This window comes from Pseudomonas putida NBRC 14164 (assembly GCF_000412675.1).
Taxonomy (GTDB): Bacteria; Pseudomonadota; Gammaproteobacteria; order Pseudomonadales; family Pseudomonadaceae; genus Aquipseudomonas; species Aquipseudomonas putida.
Genome location: NC_021505.1, coordinates 3,046,893 through 3,060,799, shown reverse-complemented (window position 1 = coordinate 3,060,799; position 13,907 = coordinate 3,046,893). Strand labels below are relative to the sequence as shown.

The window sequence follows — 13,907 nt, the reverse complement described above, 5'->3', positions numbered from 1 at the left end:
GAGAGGCAGTGTGACTAATAAAAACAACAAATATGGTGCTGGCCCAGCTGTATCGGGTTTCGAATTATCGGGTCTGGTGGTGGCAACCGCATTGGTTTGCACACCCGCATGGTCTGGTGAAACGATCGAGTTCGACAACGGCACGACAATCGACTGGACGGTGACCACCAGCTACGGCCTGGGGGTTCGCCTGTCGAACCCGTCAAGCAAGCTGTTGACACCCAACGCCGATGATGGCGATCGCAACTTCGACAAGGGCAGCCTGGTGACCAACCGGATCGGCGCCCTGGCCGAGATGATCGTGCGCAAGGACAACTACGGCGGGGTGCTGCGGGCCAGTACCTTCTACGATGATGTTTACCATCGTTCCAACGACAACGACTCACCGGGCACGGTCAACAAGGCTGGCGACCATGACGAGTTCACCAGCGACACCAAGTATTACAGCGGCGGGCGCAGCAAGTTCCTCGATGCTTATGTGTTCAGCGGCTGGCGCTTTGACAATGGTTCGATGCTCGACGTCAAGGCCGGGCGGCATATCGAGTCGTGGGGTGAAAGCTTGTTCTACCCCGGCGTCAGTGGTGTACAGAACCCGTCCGATGCGGTCAAGGCCGCGCAGCCAGGGGTCGAGGTCAAGGAAGTGCTGTTGCCGGTCGGCCAGGTGTCGGCGTCGTATCGCCTGAACCCGCAGTGGACCTTGGGCGCTTACGTGCAATACGAATGGATGGGCACGGAACTGCCGCCGGTGGGCAGCTACCTGTCCACCAGCGATGTGGTCGGGCCAGGGCGAGAGTTTCTCATCGGCGCCAATGGGTCGCGTATCAACTACCAGGGCACCGATGAGCCGCGTGACAGCGGTCAGTGGGGGGCACAGGTACGCTTTCGACCCGTGCCCGCCCTGGAACTGTCACTGTTTCATGTCAATTATCATGACAAGAACCCAGCCACTGCCCTGGTGGGTTACCGGGCCGTCCCGGCCGGGCCAGGCGTGTTCTTCGGAACGCCGGATGGCTACCGCATTACCTACTTTGAAGACATCAAGCTGACCGGGATCAGTGCCTCGACCAAAATCGGCGAGACCCAGATCGGTGGCGAGTGGTCGTATCGCGACGGTGCACCGGTCATGGTCAACACCGGCCTCGGCCCCACGCCTGCGCGTGGCAAGGGCCAGCAAATGCAGTTGTCGGCGATCCGTATCCTGGGTGACCGGCCTTGGGCGAGCCAGACCTCGCTCACCGCCGAAATCGTGCATGTACGTGTCGACAGTGTTGATGAGGCCTCGGCCGCGCCGAACCTGCTGGGCCTGGGCAACAGCCTGATTCCGTCCATGCGCCCGCTGGTGCAACCGTCCGACGACTACACCTACAAGACCTCGACTGGCTGGCGCAGCAAGACCGCCAGTGCCTACACCCTGGGTGCGTCCTTCAGCTACCCGGGCGTGTTCGAAGGCTGGGACCTGGAAGTGCCGGTGAACTTCTCCAACGTGTTCAGTGGTGCCACGCCGATGGCCGGGACCATTTCCGGGTTGCAGGGTGACCGCCGGTTGAGCCTGGGCGCCACCTTCAAGTACTTGGGCAACCTGGAAGTCGCCCTGCGGGTTACCGGTTACCTGGGCGACGCTGACCCGGTCAAGCGCTTGCTGGCAGACCGCGACTACGGGACATTCTCGGTCAAATACAGCTTCTGACTGGCGCGACGGCGTCAGGGTTGAGTCAACCCTGGCGCTGGCCGCTGTTCTAGTCAAAATGGACGATCACTCGCCACGGCACCTGTGGCATGGTCGCAAGACAAAAACCTCAAGCACACAGCCTTCGAGTGGGGGATACATGGGTCTTAAAGGTCATGCGGCGATTGTCGGCGCCGCGCAATACAAACCCGAGAAGTACGCCACAGCGCCGCGAATGTTCCATCTTGAGCAAGTGGCCGACCTGGCGGCGCAGGCGCTGCGCGACGCCGGCTTGCGTGCCGAAGACCTGGACGGTCTGGTGATCAATGGCCCGCACTTCCACGAAGCTTCGGTGTTCGTGCCGGCCATGGCCGCCGAATACCTGGGTTTGTCTGTTAATTTCGCCGAAGTGGTCGACCTTGGTGGTTGTACCGCAGTGGGTATGGTCTGGCGCGCGGCTGCGGCGATCGAGCTGGGCCTGTGCCAGGCGGTGCTGTGTGTAATGCCGGCGCGCCTGGCGCCGATGGGCCCCGATGAAGATCCCGGGGCAATGGCCCGCGCCATGCGTTACGGCGGTCACAGCACCGCCTTTGGTGCGCCGGAGGCGGAGTTCGATCTGCCTTATGGCCACATGGGCCAGAACACCGGCTACGCCATGATCGCCCAACGCTACGCCGCGCAGTACGGTTATGACCCGATAGCCATGGCCAAGATTGCCGTTGATCAACGCACCAATGCCTTGGCCAACCCCCAGGCGATGTTCCATGGCCAGCCGTTGACGATCGAGCAGGTGCTGGCGAGCAAGCGCGTGGCTGATCCTTTGCACGTACTCGAGATTGTCATGCCGGTGGCCGGTGGCGCGGCATTGATCATTGCCTCCAAAGAAGTGGCCGCACGTGCACGCAAGCGCCCGGCATTCATCACCGGCTTCGGTGAGCACCTGGCGTTCAAGTCGCCTTCGTATGCCCAGGACATGCTCCATACGCCGATTGGGCCTGCTTCGCGCCGTGCCTTCGAGATGGCCAGGCTCAAACCGGGCGATGTCGATGCGGTGCAGATCTATGACTGTTACACCATTACCGCGTTGCTGACCCTGGAGGACGCCGGCTTCTGCGCCAAAGGCGAGGGCATGCAGTTTGTTCGCGAGCATGACCTGACCTGGCGCGGCGATTTCCCCATGAACACCCACGGTGGCCAGCTCAGTTTTGGCCAGGCCGGCGCTGCCGGGGGCATGTCACAGGTGATCGAGGCTGTCACGCAGATCAGCGGTGAGGCGGGCGAGCGCCAGCTTGAACGCTGCGACGCTGTCTACGTGTCCGGCACTGGTGGCGTGATGAGTGAGCAGGCCGCGTTGATACTTCAGGGAGCATGACCCGCATGTCGAACAATAAACCAATGCCGGTGCCGACTGAAATTTCCGCGCCGTTCTGGGAAGGCCTGAAGGCACAGCGCCTGTTGATCCAGCAGTGCAACGCCTGCGAACACTGGGTGTTCTACCCGCGCAGGCATTGCCCGCAGTGCCTGGCCCATGACCTGAGCTGGCGCGAAGTCAGTGGTGGCGCCACCCTGTACAGCTTCACCGTGGCACGCATTGCCACGTTGCCCGATTTTGCCGATGAGATGCCACAAAAGCTGGCTGTCATCGAGTTGGACGAAGGCGTGCGAATCAACACCACCCTGGTGGGGCTTGAAGAGGATCAGATCCGCATCGGCATGCGGCTCAAACCGGTGTTTGCCGAAGTCGACGCCAAGGGTACGCGTTTACTGCGCTTTACCGGTCCGGACCAGGACAGCAGTGCGCTACAGCGCTACAACGGCACGCCTCAGGCGCAAATGCCGGAGCAGGGTGAAGCCGCATCTGTGCGTTTGGTCGCCATGGATGATGATGTGGCGCTGCAGAGCCTGGTCAGTGAGACCTTCAGCCCCTGGAGCAACCAGATTGTCATCGATCAAGCCCTGATCGATGCCTTTGCCGCGCTGTCGGGTGATGACTACTGGATTCACACCGATCCGCAGCGTGCACGCAAGGACAGCCCGTTTGGCGGCACCATTGCCCACGGCGCGCTGGTACAGGTGTTGCAGTCGCGGCTCAAGCTGGCGCTGGGTTATGAAATCACCGGTTTCAGCACCATGGTCAATTACGGCTCAGACCGCCTGCGCTTCCCGGCGCCGGTGCCGGCCGGCTCGCGGGTTCATGCGCGGGCCAGGGTCAAGCAGGTGGCGCGGGTCAAGCGCGGCACCCAGTTGACCCTGGAGGTGAATACCCACGTCGTCGGCAGTGATCGCCCCTCGGTCATCAACGACCTGGTAATCCTGTACATGTAACCACTCCGAAGGCGCGAGATTGCCCTGCGATGCGATGTGCCTGGCGCATCACTGTCGCGGGGCAAGCCTGTTTCCACCGCCTGCATTTCAGTATTCCCGATAGATCAACTGCTTAGTCTCAACGGACGATGAGCACCAGGCCTGCCCTCAGCACAATGAAGACCAACAAAGGTCCAGTCATTGAGGAGCAGGGCATGATGGATATCCGGGGGCTGAGCTACTTCGTCGCTCAAATCGAAAACCTCAGTCAGTGGCAACGTTATGCCGAAGACGTGCTGGGCATGATGGTGGTGCCCGCGCCCGGTGGCGGACTGTATGTGAAGATGGACGAGCGGCCGTTTCGCATGCTCATCGTCGAAGGCGCCGAGGCAGGCTACCTGGCCTCTGGCTGGGAACTGGCCAGCGAGCGGGCATTCAACGCCGCATTGCAGGCACTGGAACAAAACGGTGTGCGCTGGCAAGCAGGCTCTGCCGCCGAGATCGAGCAGCGTGGCGTACAGGCACTGGTCAGTGTCCTGGACCCCTCCGGCAACCGCCACGAATTGAGCTGGGGACACCGTTCCGACTGCCTGCCATTCGTTTCGCCGCAAGGCGTGCCGGGTTTTGTCACCGGCGACATGGGCCTGGGCCACACCGTGCTGCCGGCCCCGGAGTTTGACGCGACCCTGGCCTTCGTCAAGGACGTGCTGGGCTTCGAACTGTCGGACATCTTCAACTTTCGCCCCGACCCGGCAGCACCGCCAATCCGCATTCACTTCCTGCATTGCCGCAACAGCCGCCATCACTCGCTGGCGCTGGCGGAGTACGCGGTGCCTTCAGGCTGCGTGCACGTGATGGTGGAAGTGGGCTCGATGACTGAAGTGGGCCGCGCCCATGACCGGCGCCTGGCCCATCAGGTGCCGCTGTCGGCGACCCTCGGCCAGCACCTCAATGACCGAATGACCTCCTTTTACATGAAGACCCCATCCGGCTTCGACCTGGAGTACGGCTACGGCGGCCTGCAAGTGGACTGGGCTGAGCACTCGGCCTTCGAATTTACCCGGGTAAGCCTGTGGGGGCATGACTTTTCCGTCGGCCAACAGCAAGGAGATGTGCAATGAACAAGCAAATGACGGCGGCCGATGCCGTTGCGCACCTGCGCGATGGCATGACCATCGGCTTCGGCGGCTGGGGGCCACGGCGCAAGCCGATGGCGGTTGTGCGCGAGATTTTGCGTTCTCCCGTCAAAGACCTGACTGTGGTCGCCTACGGTGGCCCCGAAGTGGGCATGCTGTGTGCGGCGGGCAAGGTCAAGAAGCTGGTGTTCGGCTTTGCCACCCTTGACGCCATTCCGCTGGAGCCCTATTACCGCAAAGCCCGCGAAGCCGGTGGGCTGGAGTTGCTAGAGGTGGATGAAGGCATGTTCCAGTGGGGCCTGCGTGCAGCGGCCATGCGTTTGCCGTTTCTGCCGACCCGCTGCGGCCTGGCCACCGATGTCACACGGCTGAACCCTGACCTTAAAACCATCCAGTCGCCGTATGACGACGGCGAAGTGCTGCTGGCCATGCCCGCCCTGAACCTGGACGTGGCGTTTGTCCACGTCAACGTCGCCGACCGCCTGGGCAACACCCTGGTGACCGGCCCAGACCCTTATTTCGACCATCTGTTCGCTCGCGCGGCCCAGCAGTGCTTCGTGTCTTGCGAGCAATTGCACGAACGACTGGAACTGACCACCGAACAGGCACGCTGCAACACCTTTGAGCGGTACCTGGTCAGTGGCGTGATCCATGCACCGCTCGGCGCCCACCCGACCGCCTGCCAGCCCGAGTATGGCTGGGACCTGAGCCACCTCAAACGCTATGCCGCCAGTGCCGGGGAAGAGGGCGGCTGGCAAGCCTATGTGGCGCAGTACGTGGCGGCCGGTGAGCGGGCTTATCAAGAGCAGAACGGCGGTGCCGAACGCATGGGCTCCCTGGCCCTGCCAGTGTTCTGAGGAGGATGAAAATGTCGACTACCTGTGAATTTACCCTCGCGGAACTGATGATTGTCGCGGCCAGCGAAGCCTGGCGTGACAACGGCGAGCTGATCGCCTCGGGCCTGGGCGTGATCCCGCGCCTGGGCGCTAGCCTGGCCAAACTCAGCCACAGTCCGCAACTGTTGATGACCGACAGCGAGGCCTACCTGGTCGAAGAGCCGATCCCGCTAGGGCCGCGTGGCGATCATGTGCCGAAATATTCGGGTTCGCTCAACTTCGAGCGGGTGTTCGAGTGCGTCTGGGGTGGCCGCCGTCACGCCATGATCGGCCCGACCCAGATCGACCGCTGGGGCCAGAGCAACCTCTCCTGCGTGGGCGATTACCACAAGCCCAAGGCTGCAATGCTCGGTGTGCGCGGCTTGCCCGGCAACAGCATCAATCACATCAACTCGTTCTTTGTACCCAGCCATAACACACGCGTGTTCGTCAGCGGCGAAGTGGACATGGTTTCCGGTGTCGGTTTCAAGGCCGACCGCTGGCCAAAAGGGGTACGCCGCGACCTGATGGACATCCGCCTGATCGTCACCGACTTGTGTGTGATGGATTTCGACGGCCCGGACCGCGCGGTGCAGGTGCGCAGCTTGCACCCGGGGGTGAGCTTTGAGCAGGTGCAGGAAAACACCGGCTTCCCGTTGCTCAAGTCAGCGTCGCTGAAAGAAACCGTACATCCGACGCCTGAGCAATTGGCGCTGATCCGTCGGCTCGACCCCCATGATCTGCGCAGTTCGGCGATCAAGGGCAACCCGGCTGGCATTCGCGTGGCGTAAGGCGAGGGACATGAGCATGAACAGCCCTGACAGTGAATTCGTCGAGCGTGCAGACCACTCGGTCTACGAAACGCAGGAACCGGTGTTGTACAGCGTGGCCGAGGGTATCGCCACGCTGACCATGAACCGGCCAGGCTTCAATAATGCGCAGAACTCGCAGATGACGTATGCGCTGGATGCGGCGCTGCGCCAGGCTGTCAACGATGACGCGGTCAAGGTCATTGTACTGCGCGGGGCGGGCAAGCATTTTTCGGCCGGCCATGACATTGGCACGCCCGGGCGCGATATCAACAAACCGTTCGAGCGTGCACACCTCTGGTGGGATCACACCAACAAACCCGGCGGCGAGCAGCTGTATGCCCGCGAGCAAGAGGTTTATCTGGGCATGTGCCGGCGCTGGCGTGAGCTGCCCAAGCCGACCATTGCCATGGTCCAGGGTGCGTGCGTGGCCGGTGGGCTCATGCTGGCCTGGGTGTGCGACCTGATCGTGGCCAGCGATGATGCGTTTTTCCAGGACCCCGTGGTACGTATGGGCATTCCGGGGGTGGAGTATTTTGCCCACCCGTATGAGCTGAACCCGCGCATCGCCAAAGAGTTTCTGTTCACCGGCGATCGCATGAGTGCCGAGCGTGCCTACCAGATGGGCATGGTCAACAGGGTAGTGCCACGTGAGGAACTGGAGCAGGGCACCTATGCGCTGGCGGCCGGTATTGCCCGGCAGCCGCGAATGGGCCTTGCGCTGACCAAGCAGGCCATTAACCACGTCGAGGATCTGCAGGGTAAACGCACGGCGATGGACGCTGCCTTTGCCTGGCACCACTTCGCCCATGCCCACAATGAACTGCTGTCGGGCGACAAGCTGGGCGGCTTCGATGCCAAGGCCATGGCCCAGGCCAACAAGGCTGCCGCCAGTGGAGAGCAGGCATGAGCCGCTGGTTGTGTACGCCACTGACCGAAGCCTTGGGCTGCCGTTACCCGATCGTGCAGACCGCCATGGGTTGGGTAGCTGACGCCAACCTGGTGATTGCCACGACCCGCGCCGGTGGTTTCGGTTTTCTGGCCGGGGCCACGATTGCGTCCGATGCCCTGGAAGGCGAGATCAACAAGGTAATTGCCGCCACCGGTGGCAGCAATTTCGGCCTGAACTTTCATATGTTCCAGGAAAACGCGGCCCAATGCGTTGACTTGGCGATTCGCTACCGCTTGCGGGCGGTCAGTTACGGACGTGGCCCGGACAAACAGACCATCGCCCGCTTCAAGGCTGCCGGGGTGCTGTGCATCCCGACGGTGGGCGCACTCAAACACGCCCTGAAGGCGGTGGAGCTGGGCGCGGACATGATCACCATCCAGGGCGGCGAGGGCGGCGGGCATACCGGTGGTGTGCCCAGTTCGATCCTGTTGCCCCAGGTACTCGCCGCGGTGTCGGTCCCGGTAATCGCCGCAGGTGGTTACTCCACCGGCAGGGGCCTTGCCGGCGCGCTGGCGACCGGCGCCGTGGGTATTGCCATGGGCACGCGCTTTTTGATGACCCGGGACTCGCCTACGCCGTCGAGCACCTTGGTGCATTACCTCGAGGTCAACGACCCGCAACGGGTGCGGGTGACCACGGCGGTAGATGGCATGCGCCACCGCATGATCGAGAACCCGTTTATCAACCGCCTGGAGCAGGCCGGGTCTTTCGGGCGCCTGCGCATCGCGTTGCGCAGCGCCTGGAAATGGAAGCAGCAAACCGGAATGAGCCTGAGCCATCTGTTCGGTGTGCTGCGCCAGGCACTCAAGGAAGACCCCGGCGCGCTGTCGCAAACGCTGATGGCCGCCAACCAGCCGGTACTGCTGCAGCGTTCGATGATCGACGGTGTTCCGGACGAAGGCATTCTGCCCAGCGGCCAGGTAGCCGCCGCCATTGGTGAACTCAAGAGTTGCCAGCAAGTGATCGAAGAAATTGCCCAGGAAGCCGAACGCTGCCTGGAAGCCCTGTTGGCCTGCCGTAGCGAGCATCCGCCTGCCGAACTTTGGAGAACACCCTCATGAGTCAAGCATTTACCACACAGATCGAGGCGGGCATTGCCGAGCTGGTGCTGGCCAAACCGCCGGTCAATGCCCTGGGCAGCCAGGAGTGGATGGACCTGGCCCATCAGGTAGAAGCCCTGGGCGCCAACCCCGACGTCCGGGTGATCGTCATCCGTGCCGAAGGCCGTGGTTTCTGCGCGGGTGTCGACATCAAGGAACTGGACGCCCACCCCGAACGCATCGTAGCGGTCAACGCCGGTAATTATGCGGCGTTCAAGGCGGTACATCGCAACCCTGTGCCGGTCATCGTCGCCGTGCACGGCTTCGTCCTCGGTGGTGGCGTCGGCATTACCGGTGCTGCCGACATTGTCGTGGCCTCAGAGTGCGCCACCTTTGCCTTGCCCGAAGTTGACCGTGGGGCCATGGGCGGCGGCGCGCACCTGCAGCGTTTGTTCCCGGTGCAGAAGGTTCGTTATCTGTTCTTCACCGGCGACAAGATCGGCGCCGCAGAGGCTGCGCAGTATGGCTTCATCGAGCGCGTGGTGCCCAAAGAGCAGCTGCGCGAAACCGCGCTGGAGATTGCCGCCAAAATCGCTGCCAAGAGCCCGGTGATGATCCGTATCGCCAAGGAAGCCCTGAACGGTATCGAGGACGGCAACCTGGAAGACAAATACCGCTGGGAGCAGGGGCTGACCCTGCAGGCCTACACCAGTCCGGATTCTGCGCAAACCCGCCGCGCCTTCGTCGAAAAACGCGACGCCAAGTTCTGAGAGAGTGCCATGGAACTAGCTTATACCCCCAAACAGAAGGCCTTCCGTGAGGAAGTGCGTGAATGGCTGGCGGCCAATCAGCCGACTACGCCCCTTGCCAACTATGACACCCGGGAAGGGTTCGAGCAGCACCGGGCCTGGGAGGCGAAGCTGTTCGAGCAGCGCCTGTCGATGGTCATGTGGCCCAAGGCCTACGGCGGGCGCGGTTGCGACCTGATCGAGTGGCTGATTTTCGAGGAAGAGTACTACGGCGCAGACGCACCGATGCGTATCAACCAGAACGGTCAGCTGCTACTCGGCCCAACGTTGATGGAGTTCGGTACCGAGGCGCAGAAGCAGCGCTTCCTGCCGCGCATGGCGTCCAGTGTCGACATGTGGGCCCAGGGCTGGTCCGAGCCCAATGCCGGCTCCGACATGGCCGCGATCACCAGCAAGGCCATCCGTGATGGCGATCACTATGTGCTCAACGGGCAGAAAACCTGGTCCAGCCGCGCACTGTTTGCCGACTGGCTGTTTGGCCTGTTCCGCAGCGATCCGGCCTCGACCCGGCACAACGGCTTGTCGTTCGTGATGGTGCCGCTCGATGCCCCGGGCGTGACCATCCGGCCGATCAAGGCGCTGAATGGCAAGAACACCTTCGCCGAAGTGTTTTTCGACGATGTGCGCGTGCCGCTTGAAAACTGCATTGGTGCCGAAGGCCAGGGCTGGCATGTGGCGATGGCCACCGCGGGCTTTGAGCGTGGTTTGCTGTTGCGTTCGCCGGCACGCTTCCAGGCCACGGCGCGCAAGTTGATACAGCTGTACAACGCCAACCGGCAGAGCGCCGACCGTGACCCGAGCATCCGCGAAGCGGTTGTCGAGGCCTGGCTGGGCGCTGAAGGCTACGCGCTGTCGTCCTACCACACCGTCGGGCGCTTGAGCCGTGGCGCGCAGATCGGCGCCGAGTCGAGCATCAACAAGATCATCTGGTCGGAGCTCGACTTGAAGATGCACGAAACCGCCATGCGCATCCTGGGTGCGCACGGGGAGTTGTTGAGTAGTGCTGCGCAAGCGGTCGAAGGCGGCTGGCTTGATGGCTTCCTGTTCGCTCAGGCCGGGCCGATCTACGCCGGCACCAACGAAATCCAGCGCAACATCATCGCCGAGCGCATGCTCGGCCTGCCGAAATAGGAGCCGGCCATGGACTTTACCTTTACCGATGATCAGCTCACGTTTCGCGAAGCCATCAGCCGTTTCCTGATGACCGAGGCGGCGCCCGAAATGCTGCGCGAGATCTGGGAAACCGATACAGGCCGCTCCGCTGACTTGCGCAACAAGATAGCCGAACAGGGCCTGACGGCATTGTCGGTGCCCGAACAGTTCGGTGGCCTGGGCATGGACGATGTGGCCTGGGCACTGATGACCCAGGAGCTGGGCTACTACGCCATCCCGGACTCGCTGGCCGACACGGCTTATGTGGTCACCGGGCTGCTCAACGGCCTGCCAGACGACAACCCGGTCAAAGCCCGCCTGCTGCCGCGCATCGCCGATGGCAGCGTGCGCCTGGCTATCGGCCACCCGATCAACCCGTTGGTGCCTGATGCACCGCTGGCAGAGTGGCTGATCCTTGCCCACGGCGATGAGGTGCATGCGGTGCCGCGCGCGCAGGTCGATGTGCAGGCCAACGCCAGTATCGATGCCTCCAGGCGCCTGGGCCTGGTGAGCTGGCAGCCAACTCGCGACACCTTGCTGATCGGCGGCGAACAGGGGCGGGCCTTGTGGGCCGATACCTTGAACCGCGGCGCCTTGTCGGTTGCCGGGCAACTGCTCGGGCTGGCCCAGCGAATCCTCGACCTGTCGGTGGACTACGTGGCCCAGCGCAAGCAATTTGGCAAGCCGATCGGCAGCTTTCAGGCGGTCAAGCATCACCTGGCCGATATCGCCAGCAAGATCGAATTCGCCAAACCTGTGTTGTATCGCGCGGCCTATGCCCTGGCGCAGGGGGATCGCCGCGCCGATGTCTATGTATCGCAGGCCCGGCTGGCCTGTTGCGACGCCAGCTGGCTGGCGGCGCGCCACGGTATCCAGGTGCACGGTGCGATGGGTTACACCTGGGAAGTCGACCTGCAGATGTTCATGAAGCGCGTGTGGTCGCTGGACCCGTCCTGGGGCGACCGTGCCACCCATAAAACCCGCGTCGCCGCCTATGTGCTCAGCGATGAAGCCCGGCTTGGGCCGGGCGCTACCTTCGAGGACTGAGCCATGCCCCAAGCGTATATCGTCGATGCCCTGCGCAGCCCCACGGGCAAACGCAAAGGCAGCCTGGCCCATGTGCATGCCATTGACCTGGGCGCGCATGTGTTGAAAGCGCTGGTCGAACGCAACGCCATTCCTGCCCACGCGTATGACGACGTGATTTTCGGATGTGTCGACGCCATCGGCTCGCAGGCGGGTGACATCGCTCGCACCAGCTGGCTGGCTGCCGGCTTGCCGCTGAACGTGCCGGGCACCACGGTCGACCGGCAGTGCGGTTCGTCGCAACAGGCGCTGCATTTTGCCGCGCAAGCGGTGATGAGTGGCATGCAGGAGGTGGTGGCTGTCGGTGGTGTGCAGACCATGACCCAGATCCCGATCTCGTCGGCGATGCTCGCTGGCCAACCGCTGGGCTTCAGTGACCCGTTTTCCGGCAGCAAAGGCTGGCAGGCGCGCTTTGGGCAGCAGCCGGTCAATCAGTTTTACGCCGCCCAGCGCATCGCCGATCACTGGCAGATCAGCCGCGAAGAAATGGAGGTGTTTGCCCTGGAAAGCCATCGTCGTGCCTTGGCGGCCGCAGAAGCCGGCTATTTCGCCCGTGAGATCGTTGCCTGCGAAGGCCTGGCCTTTGATGAAACGCCGCGGTTCAGCAGCCTGGAGAAAATGGCCAGCCTGGAGCCTGTAAGCGCTGAGTTCCCGTCGATCACAGCCGCCGTATCGAGCCAGACCTGCGATGCGTCCGCGGCCTTGCTGGTGGTATCGGAGGCGGCGCTCAAGCGCTACAACCTGACCCCCAGGGCACGCATTCATCACCTGTCGGTGCTTGGCGACGACCCGATCTGGCACCTCACGGCACCGATTGCAGCCACCCGTGCGGCGCTCAAGAAGGCTGGCCTGCGCATGGCTGATATCGACCTTGTGGAAATCAACGAAGCGTTTGCCTCGGTGGTCATGGCCTGGGCCAAGGAGCTCGATTACGACCCGGCTCGCACCAACGTCAATGGCGGCGCCATCGCCCTTGGCCACCCGCTGGGCGCTACCGGTGCGCGCTTGATGACCACCTTGCTGCATTCGCTTGAACGCACCGGCGGGCGTTATGGCCTGCAGACCATGTGTGAAGGCGGTGGCCAGGCCAACGTCAGCATCATCGAACGGCTTTGAAGCCACCCACACTCAACAACAGGAAAACATCCTATGGGAATCTGTGCAGGTCGTACCGCGATCATCACCGGTGCCGGTGGCGGGCTGGGCCGCGCGTATGCGTTGGCATTTGCCGCCGAAGGCGCCAATGTGATGGTCAATGACATTCGTCGCGAGGCCGCCGAGGCAGTGGTCGACGAGATTTGCTCCAAGGGTGGCCGAGCAATCGCCAACGATGGCGACATCACCACCCTGAGCAGCGCTCAAGGCATCGTCGATGCTGCATTGGCGGCGTTCGACGAAGTGCATGTTTTGGTCAACAACGCCGGGGTCTTGCGTGACCGCATGTTCATCAGCCTGTCGGAAGAGGACTGGGACATGGTGATGCGCGTGCACCTGAAGGGGCATTACTGCCTGGCCAACATCCTCGGCCGGCGCTGGCGCGATCAGGCCAAGGCCGGTACGCCGGTGGCGGCGCGCATTATCAATACCAGTTCCGGCGCCGGCTTGCAGGGCTCGATCGGGCAGTCCAACTATGCGGCGGCCAAAGGCGGTATCGCTTCCCTGACCCTGGTGCAGGCGGCGGAACTGGCCCGCTATGGCGTCACCGCCAACGCCCTGGCCCCGGCGGCGCGTACGGCGATGACCGAAAGCGCAATGCCGGACATGGTCAAGCGGCCCGATGACGGCAGCTTCGACGCTTGGGCGGCAGAGAACGTCGCGCCTTTGGTGGTGTGGCTGGGCAGTGAGGCTTCCGGGCATGTCAGCGGCCAGTTGTTCGAGAGCCAAGGTGGCCGGATTTCCCTGGGTGATGGCTGGCGTACCGGCGTTACCCGCGACAAGGGGGCACGCTGGCAGGTCGCTGAAGTCGGGGCGGCGGTCGATGCGATCCTCAGCGAAGCACCCAAGGCGCAAAAGGTCTGGGGCACGTGAGCGCAGCTTGAAGCACAGGCGTCGGCATTACCGGCGCCTGCCTCTTGTTC

General features: G+C 63.0%; 13 protein-coding genes. All 13 read left to right on the top strand.

Annotated elements, in window-relative coordinates; all coding sequences use genetic code 11:
* The first annotated feature begins 10 nt into the window (after positions 1 to 10).
* The 13 genes from PP4_RS13610 to PP4_RS13550 all read left to right on the top strand — a co-directional run bounded on the left by PP4_RS13610 (position 11) and on the right by PP4_RS13550 (position 13,857).
* Complete coding sequence (locus tag PP4_RS13610) at positions 11 to 1,687, top strand: DUF1302 domain-containing protein (protein WP_041167733.1); 1,677 nt, start codon at positions 11 to 13, stop codon at positions 1,685 to 1,687.
* 139 nt (positions 1,688 to 1,826) lie between these two features.
* Positions 1,827 to 3,038, top strand: coding sequence for a thiolase family protein (locus PP4_RS13605; RefSeq protein ID WP_016499767.1), 1,212 nt, complete (start codon positions 1,827 to 1,829; stop codon positions 3,036 to 3,038).
* A 5-nt stretch (positions 3,039 to 3,043) separates the two neighbouring features.
* Entirely contained in the window at positions 3,044 to 3,991 is a 948-nt protein-coding gene (locus PP4_RS13600) for a bifunctional OB-fold nucleic acid binding domain-containing protein/MaoC family dehydratase (RefSeq protein WP_016499766.1), read from the top strand.
* Positions 3,992 to 4,185: 194 nt separating this feature from the next.
* Positions 4,186 to 5,091: a VOC family protein gene (locus PP4_RS13595; RefSeq protein ID WP_016499765.1), complete on the top strand. Its 906-nt coding sequence runs from the start codon at positions 4,186 to 4,188 to the stop codon at positions 5,089 to 5,091.
* Complete coding sequence (locus PP4_RS13590) at positions 5,088 to 5,963, top strand: CoA transferase subunit A (RefSeq protein WP_016499764.1); 876 nt, start codon at positions 5,088 to 5,090, stop codon at positions 5,961 to 5,963. Before PP4_RS13595 ends, PP4_RS13590 begins: the two co-directional genes overlap by 4 nt.
* Positions 5,964 to 5,974: 11 nt before the next feature.
* On the top strand, positions 5,975 to 6,772 hold the full coding sequence (locus PP4_RS13585; RefSeq protein ID WP_016499763.1) for a CoA-transferase subunit beta: 798 nt from the start codon (positions 5,975 to 5,977) through the stop codon (positions 6,770 to 6,772).
* A 16-nt stretch (positions 6,773 to 6,788) separates the two neighbouring features.
* A complete protein-coding gene (locus PP4_RS13580) occupies positions 6,789 to 7,700 on the top strand; it encodes an enoyl-CoA hydratase (protein ID WP_041168030.1) in 912 nt (303 codons plus the stop codon).
* A complete protein-coding gene (locus tag PP4_RS13575; protein ID WP_016499761.1) occupies positions 7,697 to 8,803 on the top strand; it encodes an NAD(P)H-dependent flavin oxidoreductase in 1,107 nt (368 codons plus the stop codon). The genes PP4_RS13580 and PP4_RS13575 overlap by 4 nt, the downstream gene beginning before the upstream one ends.
* A complete protein-coding gene (locus PP4_RS13570) occupies positions 8,800 to 9,552 on the top strand; it encodes an enoyl-CoA hydratase family protein (protein WP_016499760.1) in 753 nt (250 codons plus the stop codon). The genes PP4_RS13575 and PP4_RS13570 overlap by 4 nt, the downstream gene beginning before the upstream one ends.
* Positions 9,553 to 9,561: 9 nt before the next feature.
* Positions 9,562 to 10,722 (top strand): acyl-CoA dehydrogenase family protein, encoded by a 1,161-nt coding sequence (locus PP4_RS13565; protein WP_016499759.1) that lies wholly within the window; start codon positions 9,562 to 9,564, stop codon positions 10,720 to 10,722.
* A 9-nt stretch (positions 10,723 to 10,731) separates the two neighbouring features.
* Entirely contained in the window at positions 10,732 to 11,790 is a 1,059-nt protein-coding gene (locus tag PP4_RS13560; protein ID WP_016499758.1) for an acyl-CoA dehydrogenase family protein, read from the top strand.
* Positions 11,791 to 11,793: 3 nt separating this feature from the next.
* On the top strand, positions 11,794 to 12,945 hold the full coding sequence (locus tag PP4_RS13555) for an acetyl-CoA C-acetyltransferase (protein ID WP_016499757.1): 1,152 nt from the start codon (positions 11,794 to 11,796) through the stop codon (positions 12,943 to 12,945).
* A gap of 33 nt (positions 12,946 to 12,978) precedes the next feature.
* Positions 12,979 to 13,857 carry an SDR family oxidoreductase gene (locus tag PP4_RS13550; protein WP_016499756.1) on the top strand — a complete coding sequence of 293 codons (879 nt, stop codon included), beginning with the start codon at positions 12,979 to 12,981 and terminating at the stop codon, positions 13,855 to 13,857.
* Positions 13,858 to 13,907: the final 50 nt, after the last annotated feature.

Coding starts and splice junctions, on each gene's coding strand:
- PP4_RS13605 (WP_016499767.1), top strand. CDS start 1,827: ATGGGTCTTAAAGGTCATGCGGCGATTGTCGGCGCCGCGCAATACAAA.
- PP4_RS13600 (WP_016499766.1), top strand. CDS start 3,044: ATGTCGAACAATAAACCAATGCCGGTGCCGACTGAAATTTCCGCGCCG.
- PP4_RS13550 (WP_016499756.1), top strand. CDS start 12,979: ATGGGAATCTGTGCAGGTCGTACCGCGATCATCACCGGTGCCGGTGGC.
- PP4_RS13590 (WP_016499764.1), top strand. CDS start 5,088: ATGAACAAGCAAATGACGGCGGCCGATGCCGTTGCGCACCTGCGCGAT.
- PP4_RS13555 (WP_016499757.1), top strand. CDS start 11,794: ATGCCCCAAGCGTATATCGTCGATGCCCTGCGCAGCCCCACGGGCAAA.
- PP4_RS13560 (WP_016499758.1), top strand. CDS start 10,732: ATGGACTTTACCTTTACCGATGATCAGCTCACGTTTCGCGAAGCCATC.
- PP4_RS13565 (WP_016499759.1), top strand. CDS start 9,562: ATGGAACTAGCTTATACCCCCAAACAGAAGGCCTTCCGTGAGGAAGTG.
- PP4_RS13580 (WP_041168030.1), top strand. CDS start 6,789: ATGAACAGCCCTGACAGTGAATTCGTCGAGCGTGCAGACCACTCGGTC.
- PP4_RS13570 (WP_016499760.1), top strand. CDS start 8,800: ATGAGTCAAGCATTTACCACACAGATCGAGGCGGGCATTGCCGAGCTG.
- PP4_RS13585 (WP_016499763.1), top strand. CDS start 5,975: ATGTCGACTACCTGTGAATTTACCCTCGCGGAACTGATGATTGTCGCG.
- PP4_RS13575 (WP_016499761.1), top strand. CDS start 7,697: ATGAGCCGCTGGTTGTGTACGCCACTGACCGAAGCCTTGGGCTGCCGT.
- PP4_RS13595 (WP_016499765.1), top strand. CDS start 4,186: ATGATGGATATCCGGGGGCTGAGCTACTTCGTCGCTCAAATCGAAAAC.